Origin of the sequence: Gordonia amicalis, assembly GCF_022059885.1 — a bacterium.
GTDB lineage: Bacteria > Actinomycetota > Actinomycetes > Mycobacteriales > Mycobacteriaceae > Gordonia > Gordonia amicalis.
In genome coordinates, this window is sequence record NZ_CP091855.1 from 2305372 (window position 1) to 2326605 (window position 21234).

The window sequence follows — 21234 nt, forward strand, 5'->3', positions numbered from 1 at the left end:
CTGCTGGGTAGGAGAGGGAATGGGTGGTGGTCAGCGGGATAGGGTGATCGTCGACCGTCAGAGTTCGATGTCGACGGAGCCGACCGGGGCGTTGATGCACAGTTGGATCTGTGTGTCGGACTCGGTGTCGGTCTCGCCGGTCAGCACGTTGCGGGTGCACCCCGATTTCTTGACGGCGGTGCACGAGAAGCAGATCCCCATGCGGCAACCGGACTCCGGGGTGAGCCCGGCGGCCTCGGCCTGGTCGAGGATCGGGCGACCGTCGTTGGTCGCCGTGGTGCCCGACCGGGAGAACGTGAGTTCGCCCTCGACCGAATCCGGGTCGACGACTGTCGTCGGGGTCAGAGTGAACGCCTCGCTGTGCAGTGGCTGCGAGATGCCGAGCGCGGCATGTACCTCGGCGACGGCATCCATCAGGGCCCGCGGTCCGCAGACGAAGACGTCGGCGTCGGCCAGACCGGGGACGTCGTCGAGGTGAGCGGCGGTGAAGTGACCGTCGCGATCGTCACGGGTGTGGTGTACCCGTAGGTCGATGTTGGGATGTGCGGACGCCAGCGCGACGAGTTCGTCGCGGTACGCGACCTCCGAGGCGGTGCGAGCGTAATGCACGAAAGTGATCGGTCCGGCGTACCCTCGGGCCACCAGCGTCCTCAACATTGAGAGCACAGGTGTAACGCCGCTGCCGCCGCTGATGAAGACGGCCGAGGTGGGGTCGGTCTCCGGTAGTACGAAGTCGCCGTCGGCCTGGGACAGTCCGACGACGTCACCCGGCCGGGCGTGTGCGCCCAGATGCTTGGAGACGAGGCCGTCGTCGTTGGCGGTGATGGTGAGTTCGATGTCGCCGTCGGGACCGGTGGCGGCATTCGCCGGAGAGAAGCACCTGGTGTGCCGAACGCCGTCGATGACGACGCTGAGCTGCACGAACTGTCCGGCACGGTGTCCTTGCCATTGGCGGGTCGGACGGATGGTGAGACGCACCGTGCGGGGCGTCGGGTGCTCGGCCCGCACGATCTCGCCGCGCAGGTCGCGCCAGGTGAGCATGGGGTCGAGCAGTTCGAGATAGCGGTCGACCGGATGCGGGGACAGTGCCGCCTCGACGATCGATCCGACCAGGCGGTTCCAGCGGCCGGGGCTGCCGGCGGCGGTGCCCCGGGTCGGGGTATGGGGTGTGCGAATGCTCATGAAAGGGCTCCGTTCGCATGATTCGGTGTACATGTGTACACAAACGAGTGTGACACGTGGCCGCCCGGGAGCGTCAAGCGGAAATCCCTGTGACGGCCGTCACTGTCGATGGGAGGTCGCGGTCCGGGCGGCGCGCGCCGGCGAATACACTCGACTCTGTGACACGCACGCGGAGTTCGAGCCAGCGCGATGCGCAGACGCGTGCGGACAAGAAGAACCAGACGCGCCAGGCGCTCCTCGACACGACGAGGTCCCTGGTCGGTGAGCGCAGCTTCGGCAGCATCAGCCTGCGCGAGGTCGCCCGCGGTGCGGGGATCGTGCCCACGGCCTTCTACCGGCACTTCGCCTCGATGGAGGACCTCGGGGTCACCGTCGTCGAGGATTCGATGCGGGTTCTGCGTCGCGCACTCCGAGAGGGTCGGCGCGATCTCGCGGCTCGCGAGGCGATGCCGACCGCGAAGAACTCCCTCGACATCCTGTTGCGTCACGTTCGCGAGAACGAGTCGCAGTTCCGATTCCTCATTCGCGAGCAGCACGGCGGTATCGCGGAGATCCGCCGCGCCATCGACACCGAGCTCCGGCTCTTCTCCAAAGAGCTGACCATCGACCTCGCCCGGATTCCGGACCTCGCGCCCTGGCAACCCGAAGACCTCGAGATCGCCGCCGAACTCATCGTCACGATCATGCTGACCGCGGTCGCCGACCTGCTCGACGGCGAGTACCGCGGTCGCGGCGTCGAGAAGGAGATCGTCGAGCGCACCGAACGCCAGTTGGTGATGGTGTTTCTCGGCATGGGGCAGTGGCGTCCGTCTGAGTAGGGCGTCCCTCTGAGTAGGGCGTGACCGGCCCGGTGACGCGCATGCGACCGTCGTCCTGCCCGTGACCTGCGTGAACGCAGTCGTTACCGAACACTGCGGACCGTTGTCCACTTGGCGTCACAGAGATTTCAACTGTGGCCTGGTGTCTCGCCGGTGTTCGACACTTGTCGCCGACATGTGTTTCGCGGTGCGGGTCCCTCGGTCCGCGCTGCCGATCGCACCTGCCGCTCCACCCCTTCTGCTCCACGACGAAAGGTGCCTCCGCGGTGTCTCTGCATTTCCACTGGTTCCTGCCCACCTACGGTGACTCCCGCAACCTGATCGCGGGCGGGCACGGCAGCCAGATGAACGGGGACCGGCCGGCCGACCTTCGATACCTCAAGCAGCTCGCGGCCGCGGCCGAAATCAACGGCTTCGAAGCGGTACTGACCCCGGCGGGACTGTGGTGTGAGGACGCGTGGCTGACCACTGCGGCACTCATCGACGCGACGGAGAGCCTGAAGTTCCTGATCGCCTTCCGTCCCGGACTCATCTCCCCGCTGCTCGCCGCCCAGATGTCGGCGACCTTCCAGTGGCATTCCGAAGGCCGTCTCCTGATCAACGTCGTCACCGGTGGCGAGTCCAGTGAGCAGCGCGCCTTCGGCGATTTCCTGGCCAAGAACGCGCGCTATGAGCGCTGCGCGGAGTACCTGGAGATCATCCGCCGCCTGTGGACCGACGAGGAGCCCGTCGACTTCGTCGGCAAGCACCTGCGTGTCGAGAACGCGCTGCTCGGCCGTCGCCCGACCCCGACCCCGCCGGTCTTCTTCGGCGGCTCGTCGCCGGCCGCGGGTGACGTGGCAGCCAGATATGCCGACACCTACCTGACCTGGGGCGAGCGGCCGGAAGCCGTCTCCGAGAAGATCGCTTGGATCAACGGACTCGCCGCTGCGCAGGGCCGGACGCTCGATCACGGCATCCGCTTCCACGTCATCGCCCGGGAGACCTCCGAGCAGGCCTGGGCCGAGGCGGAACGCCTTCTCGACAATCTCGATCCCGCTCAGGTCGCCGCCGCTCAGCGGAACCTCGCGCAGTCGGAGTCGGAAGGTCAGCGTCGTATGTCCGAACTGCATGGTCGCGGAGCAGCTTTCGAGGGTTCGACCGACCCGCGTTCGCTGGAGATCCACCCGGGCGTCTGGTCCGGCGTCGGCCTGGTGCGCGGCGGTGCCGGCACCGCGCTCGTCGGTTCCTACGACGAGGTCGCGGAGCTGATCGGCGAGTACGCGTCCCTCGGACTCGACCACTTCATCCTGTCCGGATACCCGCACCTCGAGGAGGCCTACCACTTCGGTGAAGGCGTCCGACCCGCGCTGGCTCGACGCGGTCTGCTCGACGCGGCCGACGCCCGTCCGAGCGAAGAGGTCCGTACCGCGTTCCTGCCGCGCCTGCAGGCCGCATCGTCCTGATCGATCCACGTTCCACCTGAGAATCCACCTGCGGAGGTAACACCATGTCCACCGAATCCATCGCGGACCAGATCAAGTTCGCCTATTGGGTGCCGAACGTCAGTGGCGGTCTGGTCACCAGCACCATCGAACAGCGCACGAGCTGGGACTACGACTACAACATCAAGCTCGCCCGGACCGCGGAGAACAACGGCTTCGAGTACGCCCTCTCGCAGGTCCGTTACGAGGCGAGCTACGGCGCCGAATACCAGCACGAGTCGACCAGTTTCAGCCTCGCCCTGCTGCTCGCGACGCAGCGGCTGAAGGTGATCGCCGCCGTGCATCCGGGCCTGTGGCATCCGGCGGTCCTCGCCAAGCTCGGCGCCACCGCCGACCACCTGTCCAAGGGCCGTTTCGCGATCAACGTGGTCAGCGGCTGGTTCAAGGACGAGTTCACCCACCTCGGTGAGCCGTGGCTCGAACACGACGAGCGCTATCGCCGCAGCGGCGAGTTCCTCGAGGTCATCCGCAAGATCTGGACCGAGGACAACGTCGACTACCGCGGCGACTTCTACCGAATCCACGACTTCACGCTGAAGCCGAAGCCGCTCAACACCCCCGAGCGTCCGAACCCGGAGCTCTTCCAGGGCGGCAACTCCACCGCGGCCCGCAGCAACGGCGGCCGCTTCGCGGACTGGTACTTCTCCAACGGCAAGGACTTCGACGGCGTCACCGAGCAGCTCGACGACCTGCGCGCCGTCGCGCAGGCCCACAACCGTTCGGTGAAGTTCGGCCTCAACGGCTTCATCATCGCCCGCGACACCGAGAAGGAAGCCCGCGACACCCTGCGCGAGATCGTCGAGAAGGCGAATCGTCCTGCGGTGGAAGGTTTCCGGGATGCCGTACAGCAGGCCGGCAACTCGACCGGTGACAAGAAGGGCATGTGGGCGGACTCGAAGTTCGAGGACCTCGTCCAGTACAACGACGGCTTCAAGACGCAGCTGATCGGTACCCCGGAGCAGATCGCCGAGCGCATCGTCGCCTACAAGCGTCTCGGCGTCGACCTCATTCTCGGCGGCTTCCTGCATTTCCAGGAGGAGATCGAGTACTTCGGCGAGAAGGTGCTCCCGCTCGTGCGCGAACTCGAGGCATCGCTGACCCCCGCAGCAGTTCTGTGACGGCTGTAAGTCAGGCCCGACCCGAATCGGCGAGCCGGATCCAATCGACGGCCAAAGCTCTCTCCGTCGCAAGGGAACTCGCTGCGACGTTCGCGGCCGGTGCAGGCGAGCGCGATCGCGACCGCCGCCTGCCGTTCGCCGAGATCGATCGCCTGTCGGCGTCGGGTCTTCTCGCGTTGACGGTGCCCGCACGGTTCGGTGGGCTCGACGTGTCGCCGAGTGTGCTGGCCGAGGTCGTCTCGATACTTGCCGCCGCCGATCCCAGCATTGCGCAGATCCCGCACAGTCATTTCGTCTACCTCAACCTGGTGCGCCTCTCCGCGGGAGATGCGTTGGCCGAGCGCATCTTCACCGATGTCCTGGCCGGTGGCCGGGTGGCCAACGCGCAGTCGGAGCGCGGCGGCAAGACCATCGCGGACATCTCGACCCGTCTGACCCCGATCGACGGCGACGGTGGGCGGTTCGTCCTCGAGGGTGAGAAGTTCTACTGCACGGGTTCGCTGTTCGCGCACACGCTCGCCGTCCTGGCGAAGCTCGATGTGGCGGCCGGCGACCTCGCACCAGGTGAATATGTGGCCTTCATCCCCGCGAATGCGCCCGGTGTGGAGATCATCGACGACTGGGATGCCGTGGGGCAGCGGACCACCGGTTCGGGAACCGTCCGATTCTCGGGTGTCGGAGTGACCGCGGCCGACCTCGTGGCGCGCGCGTCGGCGACGTCGGCACCCACCGCGTACGGCGCGTACGCGCAGTTGCTCCACGTCGCGATCGATGTGGGCATCGCTCGGGGTGCGCTGACCGCGGCGGTCGAGTTCGTGCGGACCAAGGCCCGTCCGTGGTTCGAGGCGGGTGTCGACCGGGCGGTCGACGATCCGCTGGTGGTCCAGCGTTTCGGTGAACTCGAGGTCGACGTCGCAACTGCCGAGGCGATGCTCGTCGCCGCGGGTCGCAGGGTCGACGAGGCCGTCGACGGCTCGGCAGGCGCGCCGCGTGAACTCGTCGCCGAGGCGTCGATCGCGGTGGCGCGTGCCAAGGCCGTGGCCGACCGGGTCGCGGCGCCGGTCGCGTCGGCGCTCTTCGAGGTGAGCGGAACCCGCAGTGCCGCGGCCGGGACCGGGCTCGATCGCTACTGGCGTGACGCCCGGACGCACACTCTGCACGACCCGGTCCGGTGGAAGTACCAGCACATCGGGCGCTGGCTGCTCCGTGGGGAGGATCCGCCGCTGCACGGCGTGATCTGAATTCGCCTGTAGCAGAATCGCGTTGCGTTTGATCCCGGCTCCCGGGATCAAGCGCAACGCGATTCTGCTCTTCTACAGGTATTTGCCCACGTGTGAGAGCGCCTTCTTCGGGGTCTTGGCGTCGAATCCCTCGCCGATCGCCCGTAGCTTCCATTCATCGCCGTCGCGGCCGATGACCGCCATCGCGACGGCGGTGAACGGCATGCCGCCCTTGAGGGTGTAGCGGGCGAGTTCGGCTGACGTCGTCTCGTCGACGAGACGGCAGTAGGCGTTCTCGATCTTCTCGAAGGTGTGGCCGCGGTAGGACGTGACGATGAACATCAGTGCGTCGATGCGGGCCGGAACCGACTGCAGCGCAACGCGGATGACCTCGTCGTCGCCCTCGCCCTCGCCGGTCAGGTTGTCGCCCGAGTGCAGGACCGAACGGTCCTTGCTGTTGAGGTGGCCGTAGTACACGGTCTCGACGCACTGGCCGCCGGAGAACATCAGCACCGACGCGTCGAGGTCGATCGACCCGCCGCGGCCGAATCCTCCGCGTACCGGGTCCCAGCCGAGGCCCATGCGGATGTTGGTGAGCTTGACGCCACCCTCCTTGCGCAGCGTGACCTTCTGGCCCTTGGTGAGGCTGACCGGACGATCCTTGCTCAGGCTGATCTCCGGTGCCCGAGGTGGAGCGGGTGGCGGCGTGGGAGCAGGCGGGGGAGTCGAAGCAGGTGGGGGAGCGGCGGGCGGCGAATAGGTCGGCGTGGTCTGCACGGGTGCGGGAGTCGGCTCCTCGTCGACGCTGACACCGTGGTCACGGACGAGATCGGCGAACCCGCCGGCATATCCCTGCCCGACGGCGCGCACCTTCCAGTCGAGGTTGCGCCGGTAGACCTCGAGGGCGATGACGACGGATTCCGTCGTGAGGCCGGTGACGGTGAAGTCGTAGAGTTCGCGTCCGCCGCCGTCGGTCACCCGCGCGATCGGCGGCGCGAACCGGCCGAACGTGGAGCTCGTGTCGTCGAGGGTGATGACGGCACGGACGGCGTCGATGTCCGCGGGGATCTCGTTGGTCGAGATGTGCAGTCGCGCCGGACCGTTGGGCGCCTGCTGCAGCGAAACACCCGGACCGGTGGGCTGGTTGTAGAAGACGAAGTCGTTGTCGCTGCGCACGACGCCGCGGTCGGTCACCAGCAGTGCCGACACGTCGGCGGCGGTCGCGAGTTCGACGGAGACGACGATCTGGGAGGTCGACAGCGGGCCGTTCTGGCCTTTGGTCAGCGAGGGCATGGTGCACAGGGTAGTCATCGGTCGCCGTCGGCGTCCGAATGCGATCGTCCGGGCGACAGAGAAGTGTCAGTCGGTCGGCTTATGCTGCTCGGTATGTCAGGAAGCCGGGTCGGCACGCAGTTCGGGCCCTATCGTCTCGACGCACTGTTGGGGCGGGGCGGCATGGGAGAGGTCTACCGGGCATACGACACCGCCAAGGACCGTACCGTCGCGCTGAAACTGCTCAACCCAGGTCTCGCGGACGACACCATGTACCAGGAGCGATTCCGCCGGGAGTCGCACGCCGCGGCGCGACTGGGTGAGCCACACGTCATCCCGATCCACGACTGGGGCGAGATCGAGGGCGTGCTCTTCATCGACATGCGCCTCGTCGCCGGCGAAGACCTGCGGGCCCTGCTCAGCCGCGAGACGCGGCTCGAGCCGGCACGGGCGGTCTCGATCGTCGAGCAGGTGGCCGCGGCACTCGATGCCGCCCACACCGAGGGGTTGATGCACCGGGACATCAAGCCGGAGAACGTCCTCGTCGATGCCAACGACTTCGCCTACCTCGTCGATTTCGGTATCGCCCACGGCGCCGACGACACGCACCTCACGCAGACGGGTACCGCCGTCGGTTCGATCGCGTACATGGCGCCCGAGCTGTTCGACGCGGCGTCGCCGGGTCCGGCGAGCGACATCTACAGCCTCGCGTGCGTGCTGTTCGAGTGCCTCACCGGCCAGGTGCCACATCCCGCGAAGACCGTGAGCGCCGCTATCAAGGCAGCGGTCCTGTCGCCCCCGCCGGCGCCGAGCTCGGTCAACGCCGACGTCCCGGAGGCGATGGATGCTGTCCTCCGGACAGGTCTCGCCGCCGAACCGTCCGAACGCTACGAATCGGCGCGGGAGCTGGCTCGCGCTGCCCGCGCGGCGTTGTCCGGCGACCCGGACGCCGGACCCGCAGCAGACTCGGCGACAAGCATCATCAAGGCGCCCCACACCGTCATCGCCCCGGTCGAACCGGCGTACGAGCCGACCCAGATCCGCCAGACGACCGGCCCCGAGACCGCTGCGGGACCACAGATGTCCGGTCCGCAGCAGGTATCGGCACCCCAGTCGTATCCCGAGTCACACCCTGAGTGGGGCGGATCCGGCACCCGACAGCTCTCCGGGCCACAGACCTTCGGCGCGTCACAGCAGATGTCCGCACCCGCGTATCATGTTGAGCCGCAGCAGTTCTCGTCAGCTCAGCAGTACCCGAGCGCATACGGACCGCCACCCGGTTATCCGCCGGCCTATGGACAGCCCCGGCAACGGCGCTCGGCGGCGATCCCGATCCTCCTCGGGCTGATCGCGGTTGTCCTCGTGGGCATCGCCGTCGTCGTGGGCGTCCTCCTCGCGGGTTCAGGGGGCGACAGTTCGGAACAGGTCGCCGACCCGACCACCCCGACGATCACCGAGACCGTCGCGCCGCCGCCGACCGTCGAGAACGCACCCCAGGGGCCGCGCGCTCCCGCGGCGCCACCGCCGGGGTCCGCGCCGTGCGACGCGACCGTCGGCGTGGGGACATCGGTGACGAGCTGCCCGTTCGCCTTCGCGGTTCGAGACGCGTACTTCAGTGTGGGACAAGACCGTTCCCCACGCGTGGTGACCGCGGCGAGTCCCGTCACGGGGCAGTCGTATGCGATGAGCTGCGTCCCGGAGGGGGCGATCGTGGCATGCCGCGGCGGGAACGACGCGGTGGTGCACATCTACTGATGAGGACCACGCAGACGATCAGGTCCGTGGCGGTCGCGCTCGGATTCGTCGTGGCGGTCACCGCCGGTTGTACGACGTCCGCCGACCCCGCCCCGATCACACCGGTCACCGTGACTGTGACGTCGACACCCTCGACCCCGGTCCAGCCCACACCGGGCCAGCACGGGGCGGGGAGCCCGGCGCCACCGGTCCCCGCCTCGTACGGCGCGCTGGCCGCGAGCTTCCGCAAGGTCGCGTCGTCGACCGGGCTGACCGTCGGCATCGCGATCGCGCCGGTCGGCGGCGATGCGGTCCCCGCACTGACCCTGGGGGACACCACACCGCAGGTCGCATGGTCGACGATCAAGGTGCCGCTCGCGGTCGCCGCCGAACGCCAGAACGGACCCAGCCCGGCCGCTGGTGCGGCGATCATCAACTCCGACAACGGTTCCGCCGAGGCATTGTGGTCGTCGCTGGGCGGCGGACAGAGCGCCGCCGACGCGGTCACCGCGGTGCTGCGCGACGGAGGTGACACCACCACCGTCGTCCCGGCCACACAGCGTCGGCCGGGGTACACGATCTTCGGTCAGACGATCTGGGCATTGCCCGACGCTGCGACATTCACCGCCCATCTCCCGTGTCTCGAGGGGGCGCGGTCGGTGCTCTCGCTGATGGGTGAGGTCGCCGGGAATCAGCAGTGGGGCGTCGAGGTGATGTCCGCGCCTCGCGCGACGGCCGTGAAAGGCGGCTGGGGTCCCGGCATGTCAGCGGGGTATCTCGTGCGTCAGATCGGCCTGTTCACCTTTCGTGACGGTCAGCGCACCGCGGTGGCGATGAGTGCGGTCGGCGGGTCGATGACCGGCGGGATCGCGGCGCTGAACGCGGTGGCCGCCTGGCTCGACACCAACATGACCCGGCTGCCACGCGGCCGGTGTGCCGCCTGAGACCGAATTCCGCCGTCGCCGTCGGCGTGATGCCGGTCGCAGCAAGGTCCCGATTGGGTATACGAGCTGGTCACCCGGCCGGCCGCGGCACTACTCTCGTGTGTCTAAAGTGACTCAGGAGAATACTGTGAAAGTTGTGACTCGGTGTGCGCTGGTCGTCGGTGCTGTGATGATGTCCCTCGTCGTCGGTGCCGGAAGCGCGAACGCGGTTCCGCTCCCGGCGCTGCCGCCGCTGCCCGAGCCGTTCGCGTCCTGGTTCACGCCACCGGAACCGGTCGACAAGAAGCTGGCGAAGAGCTATGCCGCACTCCAGAAGTCGATGAAGAAGTCACTGCCCGGCCAGCTGGGTGTCGCCATCGTGCCGGTCGGCAGCGACCAGGTCATCTCGCTGGGATCGCTCAAGGCGGGCCGGGCGTGGTCGACGATGAAGGTTCCGGTTTCGCTGGCCGCCCAACGCGAGCGCGGTCCCGCCGTCGCAAGGATGGAGGACAAGGCGATCACCTTCTCCGACAACGACGCCGCGGGCGAACTGTGGGGAGCACTCGGCGGCGGGCGCGCCTCCGTCGACGCGGTGACCGCCGTGCTGCGCGAAGGACACGACACCCGGACGCACGTCTCCTCGGAGATCGACACCCCGGCGTCGTATCCGGGATACACCTCCTGGGCTCTGCGCGACCAGGCCCTGTTCGGCGCGCATCTGCCCTGCCTGCCCGGCAGCGAACACATCATCCGGCTGATGAGCGACGTCGCCCCGAACCAGCAGTGGGGCATCGCCAGGGTCGGCCGGAACAAGGGGGCGGTGACCGCCGTCAAGGGCGGCTGGGGTCCGGCCACGTCCAGAACCGGTGGTCATCTCGTGCGTCAGCTCGGCATCATCAGCACAGTCGACGGCCAGGTCGCGGTCTCGATGGCGGCGATCCCACGCAGCGGGTCGTTCACCGACGGCACCAAGATGCTCACGCGACTGGGCAACTGGCTCGGCAAGAACCTGGTCGAACTGCCCAAGGGACGGTGCTGAACTCCCCTCAGCTCGCCGCGGGTGACGGCATGCCCGCCGGTCGGCAGAGGGCCGCGGCGATCGCGGTGGTCAGCGGAACCGACAAGGCGATCGCGATACCGCCGACGAAGGACCGCGCGAGTTCGACGGCCACCACGTCAGTGGTGAGCAGACCTCCGAGGGGTTGCTGGGCGACCGAGAAGAGCAGCATCAGCGGCAGGGCGCTGCCGGCGTAGGCGAAGACCAGGGTGTAGACGGTGCTCGCGATGTGGTCGCGTCCCACGCGCATCGCGGCCTTGAAGGTCGCGAGCCGGGTCGGTTCGCCCGCGGCGGCCAGTTCGAAGGCCGCGGACGCCTGGGTGATCGTCACGTCGTTGAGGACGCCGAGCGTGCCGATGATGAATCCGGCCAGCAGTAGACCGCTGACCGAGATGTTGCCCTGATAGACCTGCAGATTGGTGGTCTGGTCGCCGGACAAACCGGTCAGGTTCATCGTCTCGATCGCCAGCCAGCTCAACAGGCCGGCCATCAGCAGTGAGGTCAACGTGCCGAGCAGGGCCGAACTCGTACGGAGGCTGACGCCGTGTGCGAGGTAGAGCACCACGAACAGGATCGCCGCCGACGACACCACCGCCACCGCGACCGGGGATGATCCATCGAGGATGGCCGGCAGGGTGAACCCGCCGAGGACGACGAAGGCGAAGGCGAGGCCGAGGATCGAGCGGAATCCGCGCCACGCCGCGACCAGCACGATTGCCGCGATGAAGAGGATCGCCCAGACGATCGTGGCCGTGCCGCGCTGGAAGTCGAAGAAGGTGTACCGATTGCCTTCCGGTCCGGGCACCGTCGAGAGCCGGATCGCATCGCCGACGTGGAGCGTCGGCTGACCGGCCTGCGGCTCGTCGCTCGCGCCCGGGGTCGGCGTGCCCTCGGGTCCCGGTTCGGTCCCCGACTGTGCACCCTTCGTGGGGATCTCCAACACCGTGTACCGGCCGGCGGCCTCACCCGAGTCGATGCGGACCGCGTTCAGGATGCAGGGCCCGCCGGCGACCGGGTTGACGGGGATGTCGGCGGTCTCGAGCACCGACCCCGCCGCCGGGTTGAGACAGTTCGCGCGGAACTGGTCGACGACCTCGCCGTCGACCGTCTGGATCGAGCCGCCGTCGGCCGCCCGGAACTGCGTGGGCACCGGATGCTCGGAATCCGACGGCCAGAGAACGATCATTCCGATCGTCACAGCCACCGCGGTGACCGCCAGGGTCCCGATGACCAGCCACCGCGCGAACGGGGACAGCATGTGGGAGATGTCGGTCAGCGAATGTGAATGACCGTGATGTGTGCGCTCCACGCCGGTGAGCCTATGCGTAAGCGCCCGGGTCGTGGTGTGCGACCCGGGCGCCCGGTGTGAACACGCGTCACGGAATGGTGGCCTACAAGGGCAGGAGAATGTTCTTCACCTGCGGATCGGTGCGCAGGAATTCCTGCACCGCGGGATCCTTGAACGCGGCTACGAGGTTCTTGATGTTGTCGGTGTTCTCCCACTCGGTGCCGATGGTGAGCTGTCCGGCGAACTCGTCGGGGGCCGGGGGAGCGTAGATCTGCTTCTCGATCGGGATGTTCGCGGCCGGGTAGTACTCGGTGTAGCCGACGGTCGCGTCGAGATCGGCCAGCGACCGGGACTGAGCGGCGAAGTCGAGCAGCACGAACTGCAGGTTGCGCGGGTTGGTGGTGATGTCCTTCTGGGTCGCCGTCCACTTGTCGATGCCCGGTTTGAGGGTGATCAGGCCGGCGCGCTCCAGCAGCCACAGGCACCGTCGCTGACTGCGCGGTTGAGCGTGGTCGAGTCGGCGAGCCCCTTGAAGGCGACCTTGATCCCGTATCGGGGCGCGACCTCGTTGCCGATGTACTCGACGAGCGCCTGCTCGGCGGCGTTGCCCTCGGCGGTGACGACGGTGAGCGTCGCACCCGGGGTCTCGTTGGGGGAGGTCGAATCCGAGCCGAGGAACCGCCAGCCGAGGACGCCGGCCAGAACAGCGACGACGACGAGGACGCCGGCGATCAGCGGCCAGCGGCGACGCGTGGAGATCTCGATGTCGGAATTGCCTGCGGGCGGCGGAGTTTCGGGCGACTTGTCCGACACGTCAGTGGCGGAACCGGTGTCCTGGGACATGCGTGAACCTTTCAAGAGTGGTGAAAGTGAGACGAGGGGCTCTGGCGTGAAGGCGCGTCGGTCAGTGGTTGACGCGCTTGGAGGTCACCGGGTTGAGGCTGCGCGCGAGTGCGTCGCCGGCCAGCTGGATCAACGCCACGGTGATCACCAGCACGATGATCGTGGCGACCATGACGCCCTGGTCGAAGCGCTGGTAGCCGTAGGTCACCGCCACGTAGCCGAGGCCGCCGGCGCCGATCGTGCCGGCAATGGTCGAGTATTCGATCATCGCGATGGTGTTGATGGTCAGACCACCCACGATGCTCGGCAGGGCCTCGGGAACCTGTGCCTTCCAGATGATCTGGGCGTTGGAGCCGCCCGATGCGCGGGCCACGTCGATCGTCGACGCCGGGACCGACCGCAGCGAGTTCTCCACGATGCGGGTGAAGAAGGCGATACCGGCGATGGACATCGGGACCACCGCCGCGGCGATGCCGATGTTGGTGCCGGTGACGAGGCGGGTGAACGGGATGATCGCCGTCATCAACACCAGGAACGGCAACGACCGCCCGATGCTGATGATCCAGGACAACGGTGTGTGCAGCGCCCGGTTCTCGAAAAGGCCACCGGGAGCGAGGTTGTGGACCAGTGCGCCGAGCGGGACGCCGACGACGAGGACGACGACCATCACGATGCTGACCATCAGGACGGTGTCGACGAACGCCGGGAGCAGCAGATCGGGGATCTCGTCGAGCGGAACGGTGATGCCGGCCAGGTTGATCGTGCTCATGCCGCGGGGTCGAAGTGCGCGTCCGAGAACCGAATCGGGATCGAGTACCAACTTCTCGAGGCGTCCGTGCTCGACGATGCGTCCGTGGTCGAGTCGGCCGACGGTGTCGGCGACGCGCACGATGGTGTCCATCTCGTGGGTGATGAACACGACTGCCAGACCGAGTTCGTTCCGGACCTCGGTCAGGAGTTCCGGGAAGGTGTCGGTGGCCGGGTCGAGTCCGGAGGTGGCCTCGTCCGACAGCAGCACCGACGGCTGCCCGCCGGAGAGCTGATGGGGGTACAGATTCGCCTTGTCGGACAGGCCGACCAGGTCGAGCAGGTCGGCGACCCGCGACGTGGTGGAAGCCTTTGTCGCGCCCAGGTACTCGAGCGGAAGGGCGACGTTCTGCGCTGCGGTCCGCCGCGAGAGCAGACTGGCCGGCTGGAAGACCGTGCCGATGCGGCGTCGAGCACGGTGGTGGGGTTCGGCGAACCGACCCCGAAGATCTTGCCCGAGAGCCATCGCGGTTCGACCTACCGCGTCGGCGGCGTGAGCGTGTAGATTCTGGCGTCGTAGGGATCTCGTCCGGCCAGGACGAGTTCCTCGCGGATCTTGCTCACGACGTCGCCCAGGATCGCCTTGGTGGGTGCGGCGACGAAGACGGCTTCGGCGTTCTCCGCGGCGAAACGGCGACCGCGTGGTGAGGCGCCCGCCTGGTAGATGACCGGCGAACCCTGTGGCGACGGCTCGGAGAGGTGGATGCCGGGAACGGTGTAGTGCTCACCGTGGTGTCCGATGTGGTGGACCTTGGCCGGATCGGCGAAGATGCCGCGCCTCGCGGTCGCGGCGTACCGCGTCCCGTTCCCAGGAGCCCTCCCACAGCTTGTAGAGCACGGTCAGGTACGACCGCGGGTGAGGTGGTCGAGCGTCGACAGACGACGTGCGAACGGATAAGGGTGTTCGAAACCGGTGCCGGTGGTGACGCCGAACCCGAGGTGCTGGGTTGCGTGTGCCATCGCGGAAACCAGCAGCAGCGGGTCGTTGACCGGGATCTGGGCGCCCTGGCGGATCGCCGCCTCGTCGGTGCCGGACAGGACGTCGTAGGTACCGAGGACATCGGCGATGAACAGGCCGTCGAAGCCGCCGGTTTCCAGGAGCCGGGCGAGGTCGACCCAGTAGTCGATGGTGTTGTAGTTCCACGACCGGTCGCTCGGATGGCGCCACAGGCCGGGGGACTGGTGCGCAACGCAATTCATGTCGAAGGCGTTGAAGCGGATCTTACGGGTGGAGCGCAAGCCGTCGGCGGGGGTCACGGCAGGCTGGTTCTGTTCAGACACCGGAGGAATGATGCTGACGGATCGGCGGACTCGCCATCCTTGCGCGCACGGCGAACTAAACTTGCCGCATGCGCGCCACAGATGTGTTAATCGACGGTCTCGGACGGGTCGCCGGGAATGTTCATGCGCTGCTCAGCGATATCGAGCCGGACATCCTTAATCGGGCACCGGCGTCGGGAGCGAACACGATCGCCTGGCTGGTGTGGCACCTGACGCGCGTTCAGGATTCGCACATCGCCGACGTCGCCGACACCGACGAGGTATGGGTGAGCGGCGGTTGGGTCGATCGATTCGACCTGCCGTTCTCGCCGGCCGACAGCGGGTACGGCCATTCGGCCGAGGACGTGGCGCGGGTTGTCGTCGACGATGCGGAATTGCTCCGCGGTTACTACGACGCCACGCACGCGGTCAGCGTCGACTACATTGCGTCGCTGACGGATTCGGATCTGGATCGGATCGTCGACACCAACTGGGACCCGCCGGTGACGCTCGGTGTCCGCCTGGTCAGCGTGGTCGACGACGATGCCCAGCACATCGGGCAGGCGGCTTATCTCCGCGGGTTGTTCGTCTGACCGGCGGCGTCATGCCCGGGGAGACGGTGGAGGCAGGCCGACCCTGGGACTCCAGGCCGGTCGCCCTCCGCACCCGAAGGCACGAAACCGTTCTCTCGGCTGTCCGAGAGTTAGGACCTGCAGCCCTTGAAGGTCTGGAAGTCACCGGCGAATGCAGGGCCGCCCTTGCAGGTGGGGCCGTTCTTGCCGTCGACGACCACCTCGGCGCCGGGTCCTGCGATACCGATGGCCAGTCCGGCGCGGTCGCCGGTCATGGTGACAGTGGCACCGGGCCCGAGCGCGATCGCCGCGGGGCCGGCGAAGTTGTTCGCCTCGGAGGTGGCCTTGCCGCCGTTGTCGGTGATGGCCAGTGCCAGACCGGTGGGGCCGGACTCGGCGCTGCACGAGGCCATGGAGGAGGTCTGACCAGGCAGAGCGGGACACACCGCGGGGGCTGCACCGGCCGACGGCGAGGCGGCGAGCGATACCGCGGTCGCCCCGGCGGCAGCGACGACGAAACCGAGGGCTGTACGCGCAACTGTCTTCATTTAGGACTCCTTTGTCGAGTACTCGGCCGAGTACTGGGTTGGGTGTCGAGCTCAAGCGATTCGGATTCACCGCGGTGCCGGATGGGCCGCGGAGAACTCGCGCCGCACCTGGTGAATGCCCACTGTGCGTAAGTTGAAACCGTGCAATTGCGAATCTTCACCGAACCCCAGCAAGGCGCGACCTACGATCAGCTGCTCGCAGTCGCGAAGGCGACCGAGGAACTCGGATTCGACGCCTTCTTCCGCTCCGACCATTTCAGCGGCATGGGCGGCGACGGACTGCCCGGACCCTCGGATGCGTGGATCACGCTGGCCGGGCTGGCGCGGGAGACGTCGCGGATTCGACTGGGCACACTGGTCTCGTCGGCCACCTTCCGCCTGCCGGGCCCGTTCGCGATAGCGGTGGCCAACGTCGACCAGATGAGCGGCGGCCGAATCGAACTGGGTCTCGGTGCGGGCTGGTATGAGCCCGAGCACGAGGCGTACGGCATCCCGTTCCCGTCGCTGAAGGAACGGTTCGACCGGCTCGAGGAGAGCTTCGAGATCATCACCGGTCTGTGGGGTACGCCCGAGGGAAGCCGATTCGACTACCGCGGTGAGCATTTCCAGCTCAGCAACTCACCGGCGCTGCCGAAGCCGGTGCAGCGCCCCCGTCCGCCGATCATCGTCGGCGGCAGCGGAAAGAAGCGCACGCCGGCACTGGCGGCACGATTCGCCGACGAGTTCAACGTGGTGTTCCAGCCCGTGGACGTCGCACGTGAGCTGATCGGCAACGTGCGCGCGGCCTGCGCCGCGGCGGGGCGTCGTCCCGAGACCATGACCTATTCGGGTGCGCTCGTCTTGTGTTGTGGCAGTGACGAAGCCGAATTCCGGCGCCGTGCCGAGGCGATCGGCCGGGAGCCGGAGGAACTGCGCGAGAACGGCGCCGCGGGGACGCCCGACGAGGTCGTCGCGAAGATCGAGAGCTATCGCGAGCTCGGGATCACCCGGATGTATCTCCAGACCCTGGACCTCGACGATCTCGATCACCTCGAACTCGTTGCGTCGAAGGTGATCCCGCAACTCGGCTGAGCCTCAGGCGACGCCGGCGTGCATCTCCCAGAACAGGATCTCGGCTCCGCCGGAGCTGTGCAGGAAGATCTCGCCGGCGTTTCTCGTGCGCACCGCATCGCCTTCGAGGAGTCGGTCGTCGCCGGCCAGTTCCACCTCCCCTCGCGCCACGTAGAGGTGGCCGTAGGGGGAGGCGGGAAGAGTCACGGTCCGGCCGGCGGGCATCTGCGCCACATGCAGGGCGGCGGTGGAGTTGTTGATGGTCACCGGTGTCGTGGTCGCGTGGCGGGACAGCCCGGAGACGACGACCACGAGGTCGCCGGTCGCCAACGCGGCGGTGACGTCGGCCTCGGCGTAGCCGGGCTCGAGGCCGGTCTCCTCCGGAGCAACCCACATCTGGACCACGCGCAGATCGGTGCCGTCCAGACGGCCGGTGGCGTTGCTCTCGCTGTGGGAGATCCCGCGGCCGCAGTCATGCGTTGCACGATCCCGGGTTTCAGGATGCCGTCGTTTCCGGCGGAATCACGGTGGCGTAGTGCGCCGTCGAGGACCCAGGTGACGATCTCGGCGTCACGGTGCTGATGCCGGTCGAGTCCTTCGCCCGCGTCGACCAGATCGTCGTTGTGCACCAGCAGGACTCCGTGGGCGTTCGCCGCCAGATCGAAGTTGCCCGTCGCCGGAAACGACTGCCAGGACTCGAGCCATTCGTTGCGCCAGTGATGACGTTCGTCGGCCCGGATGATGGTGAATGACATCAGGTCTCCTGGGTTCTCGGATGAATGGTGTCGAGGTGGGCGGCGAGTCGTTCCATCACCGCTCGCAGCTCGCGTCCGTCCGACGGCCGGAGCGCCGAGAAGAACAGTGCATCGACGCATTGGTGGTGGTCGCGGGCGGCACTCCGGAACGCGGAGCGTCCCTCCTCGGTGAGTACCGCGTAGCTGCCGCGCCTGTCCTCGGTGGCGCGTTCCCGCTGCAGCCAGCCACGTTTCACCATCGCATCGACCTGATACGAGAGTCGCGACGTGGAGAACACCATGCGGTGCGCCAGATCTCGCATACGCAATCTGCCGCCCTCGCTCTCGTGGAGGACGAGCAGCACGCTGTAGTCGGCGAGGCTCATCCCGGTGCCGGCTCGCAGATCGTCGTCGAGCATGGTCTGCAGGCGCGCGGCGGTCTCGATGAAGACGCGCCACGCGCCCTGCAGGTCATCGGAATCGGTGGCCATGGATCAGCGAACGGTGTGCGGCATCAGTGCATCCGGCGGGACGACGCCGAGCCGACCGGCCTGATAGTCCTCCATGGCCTCGATGAGCTGCTGACGGGTGTTCATCACGAACGGACCGTACTGCGCGACGGGTTCGCGGATAGGTCGGCCCCCGAGAAGAAGAACCTCCAGGGCAGGGCGGTTGCTGTCCTGCGCACCGTCGGCGGCCACGGTGATGCGATCACCCTTGCCGAGAACCGCGAGGGAGCCCTGCTCGATCGGACGTCCCTCCGCGCCGACGCGTCCGCGGCCGGACAACACGTACACCAGCGCGTTGAACTCGGGATTCCACGGGATCGACACCGCCGCGGCGGGTTGCGCCGTGGCGTGGGCCATCGTGATCGGGGTGTGTGTGGAGCCCGGTCCGCGGTGTCCCTCGATATCACCGGCGATGATCCGGATCAGCGACCCGGCGTCGGGCGAGGTCACCAGGCCCACCTGGCCGCCCTCGAGGTTCTGGTAGTTCGGCGGGAGGAACTTGTTCTCGGCCGGGAGGTTGACCCACAGCTGGATGCCGTGGAACAGTCCGCCGGACTCCACCAACTCGGCCGGCGGCGTCTCGATGTGCAGGATGCCGGAGCCCGCCGTCATCCACTGCGTCGCACCGTCCTCGATGAGGCCGCCACCGCCCGCGGAGTCCTGGTGCGCGAAGCGGCCGTCGATGATGTAGGTGACCGTCTCGAAGCCGCGGTGCGGATGCCAGGAGGTGCCGCGCGGTTCGCCGGGCTCGTAGTCGACCTCACCCATCTGGTCCATGTGGATGAACGGATCGAGTTCGGCGGGGGAGACGCCCGCGAAGGCGCGCACCACCGGAAACCCTTCTCCTTCGTAGCCGCGCGGTCCGCGGGTGACGGATCGGACGGGACGCTCGATGGCGTCGAACCCGGGCGAGGACAGGCGCGTCAACGACAAGGTGTCGGCGGAGACGGCAGGCATGGTGTGCTCCTTCGGTCGACAAGTCACTCAAATTTGAGTGACTCTGTGTGGGTCAACCGCGCGGGGTGGCGGGCTATTCCTCGCTCGTTCGGTCTCCCGCCGTGCGCGTGGTGGGTGATAATCCAGCCCATGGTCGACACCGCGTCTTCGAAGCCACCCGAGCGGCAGCGCATCAAGAAGCTGGCGCAGGCAGCGCTCAATGCCGATATGACGGTGGAGCAGCTCGAGGGAATCCTCGCCGACATGGGTGAGACCCTGGAGGGACTCGGCCCGACGATGAGCAATCTGGACGCGACGATCGAGAAACTCGACGCGACGCTCGCGCGGATGTCGGGAACACTCTATCAGGTGGACGCGACTGTCGACCGGATGTCCGACGTCGTCGCCCGGCTCGAACGGGTCGTCGCACGCGTCGAGGCGATGGTCGGGATCGGGGAGGCCGCACTACGTCCGCTCGGCATGCTCGAATCGGCAGGAAAGTCGGTCGCGGCACGGCTGGGCCTGCACTGACGAGACAACGGCTCCAACGGCTCCACGGACGAGAGAACAGGCAATGACACCGGAAGAACACAGTTTTCGCGGTCCACACGGCCAGGACATCGTCTACGATGTCCACCGCCCCGAAGGTGATAAGCGCGGTGTCGTGGTCATCGCGCACGGACTCGCCGAACACGGCCGACGGTACGGACATCTGGCGCAGCGTCTCGTCGACGCGGGATTTCTCGTGGCGATCCCCGACCATGTCGGACACGGACGCTCTGGCGGCAAGCGGATGCGGCTGCGTCGGTTCAGCGAATTCACCGGCGATCTCGACACCGTCATCGCCCACGTCGCCGACGAGGCCTTCCCGACCTTCCTGATCGGACACAGCATGGGTGGTTGCATCGCCCTCGACTACGCGCTCGACCATCAGGAGAAGCTCGACGGCCTGATCCTGTCGGGGGCTGCCGTGCTCCCCGGGGACGACCTGTCTCCGCTGGCCGTCAAGATCGCGCCGGTGATCGGAAAGATCGCGCCCGGGCTGCCGACCACCGCGTTGAGTTCGACGAGCATCTCCCGCGATCCGTCCGTGGTGGCGGCCTACGACGCCGATCCGCTCGTGACGCGTGGCAAGATCCCGGCCGGTCTCGGTGGGGCGATGATCTCCACCATGCAGTCGTTCCCGCAGCGTCTGCCGTTGCTGCAGCTGCCGCTGCTCGTGATGCACGGCGGCGCCGACGCCCTCACCGACCCGAAGGGCAGCGAGCTCGTCGAGCGGCTCGCCGGTTCGGAGGACAAGACACTCGTCATCTACGACGACCTGTTCCACGAGATCTTCAACGAGCCCGAGCAGGACGTGGTCCTCGACGAGGTCGTGACCTGGCTGCGGGTGCACACACCCGCCGACTGGTGACGGCGTGCCGGCCGATCAGGCCAGCCGCACGACGACCCCGGCGAGCAGGACCAGCACTCCGCCGATCTCGCCGACGATCAGCGCGACCATGAACAGGTACGTCCCCGGCATCGGCTTCTCGAACTGATTGGTGGTGTCGCGGAGTGCGCCGTGGATGCAGTACGACGCGATCGCGGCGACGAAGAACACGATCGGGACCGCCGCGGCCAGCACGTTGACGACCGGCGCGAACGCACTCAGCTCGACCAGCGCGGCGAGGACGAGGGTCGCGAACGAGTACATCAGTGCCGCACGGTGAGCGATGTCGACGTACACATGCGCGCTGTGCTCGGGCGACGTGCGGATCCCGTGGTACTTCCACACTCCGAGCGCCAGGCCCCAGACCAGGATCGCCCCAGAGGCGACCACCACGGCGATCGTGTCGGTGCCGACCAGGTCGGCCAAGTCAGAGTTCACGCCGTAACG

General features: G+C 67.6%; 19 protein-coding genes and 4 pseudogenes. 11 read left to right on the forward strand and 12 right to left on the reverse strand.

What is annotated here, in order from left to right:
- Positions 1–57 precede the first annotated feature (57 nt).
- A complete protein-coding gene (locus IHQ52_RS10650) occupies positions 58–1182 on the reverse strand; it encodes a ferredoxin reductase (RefSeq protein ID WP_006434339.1) in 1125 nt (374 codons plus the stop codon).
- 158 nt (positions 1183–1340) lie between these two features.
- On the opposite strand from IHQ52_RS10650, the gene IHQ52_RS10655 reads away from it, so the two are divergent.
- The 4 genes from IHQ52_RS10655 to IHQ52_RS10670 all read left to right on the forward strand — a co-directional run bounded on the left by IHQ52_RS10655 (position 1341) and on the right by IHQ52_RS10670 (position 5843).
- Positions 1341–2000, forward strand: a complete 660-nt coding sequence (locus IHQ52_RS10655; RefSeq protein WP_096273644.1) for a TetR family transcriptional regulator — start codon at positions 1341–1343, stop codon at positions 1998–2000.
- Between the two features lie 266 nt (positions 2001–2266).
- Positions 2267–3445 (forward strand): LLM class flavin-dependent oxidoreductase, encoded by a 1179-nt coding sequence (locus IHQ52_RS10660; protein WP_096273646.1) that lies wholly within the window; start codon positions 2267–2269, stop codon positions 3443–3445.
- A gap of 44 nt (positions 3446–3489) precedes the next feature.
- Positions 3490–4602: a dimethylsulfone monooxygenase SfnG gene (sfnG, locus tag IHQ52_RS10665; protein ID WP_096273648.1), complete on the forward strand. Its 1113-nt coding sequence runs from the start codon at positions 3490–3492 to the stop codon at positions 4600–4602.
- Positions 4599–5843, forward strand: a complete 1245-nt coding sequence (locus tag IHQ52_RS10670; protein WP_096273650.1) for an SfnB family sulfur acquisition oxidoreductase — start codon at positions 4599–4601, stop codon at positions 5841–5843. The genes sfnG and IHQ52_RS10670 overlap by 4 nt, the downstream gene beginning before the upstream one ends.
- 72 nt (positions 5844–5915) lie before the next feature.
- Here the strand turns inward: IHQ52_RS10670 and IHQ52_RS10675 are convergent, their stop codons facing one another.
- Positions 5916–7115 (reverse strand): TerD family protein, encoded by a 1200-nt coding sequence (locus tag IHQ52_RS10675; RefSeq protein WP_096273653.1) that lies wholly within the window; start codon positions 7113–7115, stop codon positions 5916–5918.
- Between the two features lie 93 nt (positions 7116–7208).
- Here IHQ52_RS10675 and IHQ52_RS10680 point away from each other — a divergent pair, with 93 nt between their 5' ends.
- The 3 genes from IHQ52_RS10680 (at position 7209) to IHQ52_RS10690 (ending at position 10790) form a co-directional block, all read left to right on the forward strand.
- Entirely contained in the window at positions 7209–8849 is a 1641-nt protein-coding gene (locus tag IHQ52_RS10680) for a serine/threonine-protein kinase (protein WP_096274931.1), read from the forward strand.
- Positions 8849–9772, forward strand: coding sequence for a serine hydrolase (locus IHQ52_RS10685; RefSeq protein ID WP_096273655.1), 924 nt, complete (start codon positions 8849–8851; stop codon positions 9770–9772). The genes IHQ52_RS10680 and IHQ52_RS10685 overlap by 1 nt, the downstream gene beginning before the upstream one ends.
- Positions 9773–9944: 172 nt before the next feature.
- Positions 9945–10790, forward strand: a complete 846-nt coding sequence (locus tag IHQ52_RS10690) for a serine hydrolase (RefSeq protein WP_096274932.1) — start codon at positions 9945–9947, stop codon at positions 10788–10790.
- Between the two features lie 7 nt (positions 10791–10797).
- Here the strand turns inward: IHQ52_RS10690 and IHQ52_RS10695 are convergent, their stop codons facing one another.
- From IHQ52_RS10695 to IHQ52_RS10715, 5 genes and pseudogenes are all read right to left on the reverse strand, one after another.
- Positions 10798–12117 (reverse strand): YibE/F family protein, encoded by a 1320-nt coding sequence (locus IHQ52_RS10695; protein ID WP_006434346.1) that lies wholly within the window; start codon positions 12115–12117, stop codon positions 10798–10800.
- Between the two features lie 82 nt (positions 12118–12199).
- Positions 12200–12939, reverse strand: a pseudogene (locus tag IHQ52_RS10700) (MetQ/NlpA family ABC transporter substrate-binding protein).
- A gap of 61 nt (positions 12940–13000) precedes the next feature.
- Entirely contained in the window at positions 13001–13708 is a 708-nt protein-coding gene (locus tag IHQ52_RS10705) for a methionine ABC transporter permease (protein ID WP_096274933.1), read from the reverse strand.
- Positions 13703–14164, reverse strand: a pseudogene (locus IHQ52_RS10710) (ATP-binding cassette domain-containing protein); the annotation flags it as partial. The pseudogene IHQ52_RS10710 and the gene IHQ52_RS10705, both read right to left, overlap by 6 nt.
- 59 nt (positions 14165–14223) lie before the next feature.
- Positions 14224–14946, reverse strand: a pseudogene (locus tag IHQ52_RS10715) (LLM class flavin-dependent oxidoreductase).
- A gap of 149 nt (positions 14947–15095) precedes the next feature.
- Here IHQ52_RS10715 and IHQ52_RS10720 point away from each other — a divergent pair.
- Positions 15096–15599, forward strand: a complete 504-nt coding sequence (locus IHQ52_RS10720; RefSeq protein ID WP_006434351.1) for a mycothiol transferase — start codon at positions 15096–15098, stop codon at positions 15597–15599.
- A gap of 110 nt (positions 15600–15709) precedes the next feature.
- On the opposite strand, the gene IHQ52_RS10725 is transcribed toward IHQ52_RS10720, so the two are convergent.
- Positions 15710–16126 carry a DUF6764 family protein gene (locus IHQ52_RS10725; protein WP_006434352.1) on the reverse strand — a complete coding sequence of 139 codons (417 nt, stop codon included), beginning with the start codon at positions 16124–16126 and terminating at the stop codon, positions 15710–15712.
- A 141-nt stretch (positions 16127–16267) separates the two neighbouring features.
- Here IHQ52_RS10725 and IHQ52_RS10730 point away from each other — a divergent pair, with 141 nt between their 5' ends.
- Entirely contained in the window at positions 16268–17197 is a 930-nt protein-coding gene (locus tag IHQ52_RS10730) for an LLM class F420-dependent oxidoreductase (protein ID WP_006434353.1), read from the forward strand.
- Positions 17198–17200: 3 nt separating this feature from the next.
- Here IHQ52_RS10730 and IHQ52_RS10735 read toward each other — a convergent pair.
- The 3 genes and pseudogenes from IHQ52_RS10735 to IHQ52_RS10745 form a co-directional block, all read right to left on the reverse strand.
- Positions 17201–17931: pseudogene (locus tag IHQ52_RS10735) on the reverse strand (pirin family protein).
- Positions 17931–18401, reverse strand: coding sequence for a MarR family winged helix-turn-helix transcriptional regulator (locus IHQ52_RS10740; RefSeq protein WP_006434355.1), 471 nt, complete (start codon positions 18399–18401; stop codon positions 17931–17933). Before IHQ52_RS10740 ends, IHQ52_RS10735 begins: the two are co-directional and overlap by 1 nt.
- Before the next feature lie 3 nt (positions 18402–18404).
- Positions 18405–19376, reverse strand: a complete 972-nt coding sequence (locus IHQ52_RS10745; protein ID WP_024497788.1) for a pirin family protein — start codon at positions 19374–19376, stop codon at positions 18405–18407.
- A gap of 129 nt (positions 19377–19505) precedes the next feature.
- Here IHQ52_RS10745 and IHQ52_RS10750 point away from each other — a divergent pair, with 129 nt between their 5' ends.
- Positions 19506–19886 carry a hypothetical protein gene (locus IHQ52_RS10750; RefSeq protein ID WP_182156264.1) on the forward strand — a complete coding sequence of 127 codons (381 nt, stop codon included), beginning with the start codon at positions 19506–19508 and terminating at the stop codon, positions 19884–19886.
- A 43-nt stretch (positions 19887–19929) separates the two neighbouring features.
- On the forward strand, positions 19930–20769 hold the full coding sequence (locus tag IHQ52_RS10755; protein WP_006434358.1) for an alpha/beta hydrolase: 840 nt from the start codon (positions 19930–19932) through the stop codon (positions 20767–20769).
- A gap of 15 nt (positions 20770–20784) precedes the next feature.
- Here IHQ52_RS10755 and IHQ52_RS10760 read toward each other — a convergent pair whose 3' ends face one another.
- Positions 20785–21225 (reverse strand): hypothetical protein, encoded by a 441-nt coding sequence (locus IHQ52_RS10760; RefSeq protein WP_006434359.1) that lies wholly within the window; start codon positions 21223–21225, stop codon positions 20785–20787.
- Positions 21226–21234 lie beyond the last annotated feature (9 nt).

Coding starts and splice junctions, on each gene's coding strand:
- IHQ52_RS10750 (WP_182156264.1), top strand. CDS start 19,506: ATGGTCGACACCGCGTCTTCGAAGCCACCCGAGCGGCAGCGCATCAAG.
- IHQ52_RS10690 (WP_096274932.1), top strand. CDS start 9,945: ATGTCCCTCGTCGTCGGTGCCGGAAGCGCGAACGCGGTTCCGCTCCCG.
- IHQ52_RS10725 (WP_006434352.1), bottom strand. CDS start 16,126: ATGAAGACAGTTGCGCGTACAGCCCTCGGTTTCGTCGTCGCTGCCGCC.
- sfnG (WP_096273648.1), top strand. CDS start 3,490: ATGTCCACCGAATCCATCGCGGACCAGATCAAGTTCGCCTATTGGGTG.
- IHQ52_RS10705 (WP_096274933.1), bottom strand. CDS start 13,708: ATGAGCACGATCAACCTGGCCGGCATCACCGTTCCGCTCGACGAGATC.
- IHQ52_RS10675 (WP_096273653.1), bottom strand. CDS start 7,115: ATGCCCTCGCTGACCAAAGGCCAGAACGGCCCGCTGTCGACCTCCCAG.
- IHQ52_RS10745 (WP_024497788.1), bottom strand. CDS start 19,376: ATGCCTGCCGTCTCCGCCGACACCTTGTCGTTGACGCGCCTGTCCTCG.
- IHQ52_RS10755 (WP_006434358.1), top strand. CDS start 19,930: ATGACACCGGAAGAACACAGTTTTCGCGGTCCACACGGCCAGGACATC.
- IHQ52_RS10680 (WP_096274931.1), top strand. CDS start 7,209: ATGTCAGGAAGCCGGGTCGGCACGCAGTTCGGGCCCTATCGTCTCGAC.
- IHQ52_RS10720 (WP_006434351.1), top strand. CDS start 15,096: ATGCGCGCCACAGATGTGTTAATCGACGGTCTCGGACGGGTCGCCGGG.
- IHQ52_RS10650 (WP_006434339.1), bottom strand. CDS start 1,182: ATGAGCATTCGCACACCCCATACCCCGACCCGGGGCACCGCCGCCGGC.
- IHQ52_RS10740 (WP_006434355.1), bottom strand. CDS start 18,401: ATGGCCACCGATTCCGATGACCTGCAGGGCGCGTGGCGCGTCTTCATC.
- IHQ52_RS10685 (WP_096273655.1), top strand. CDS start 8,849: ATGAGGACCACGCAGACGATCAGGTCCGTGGCGGTCGCGCTCGGATTC.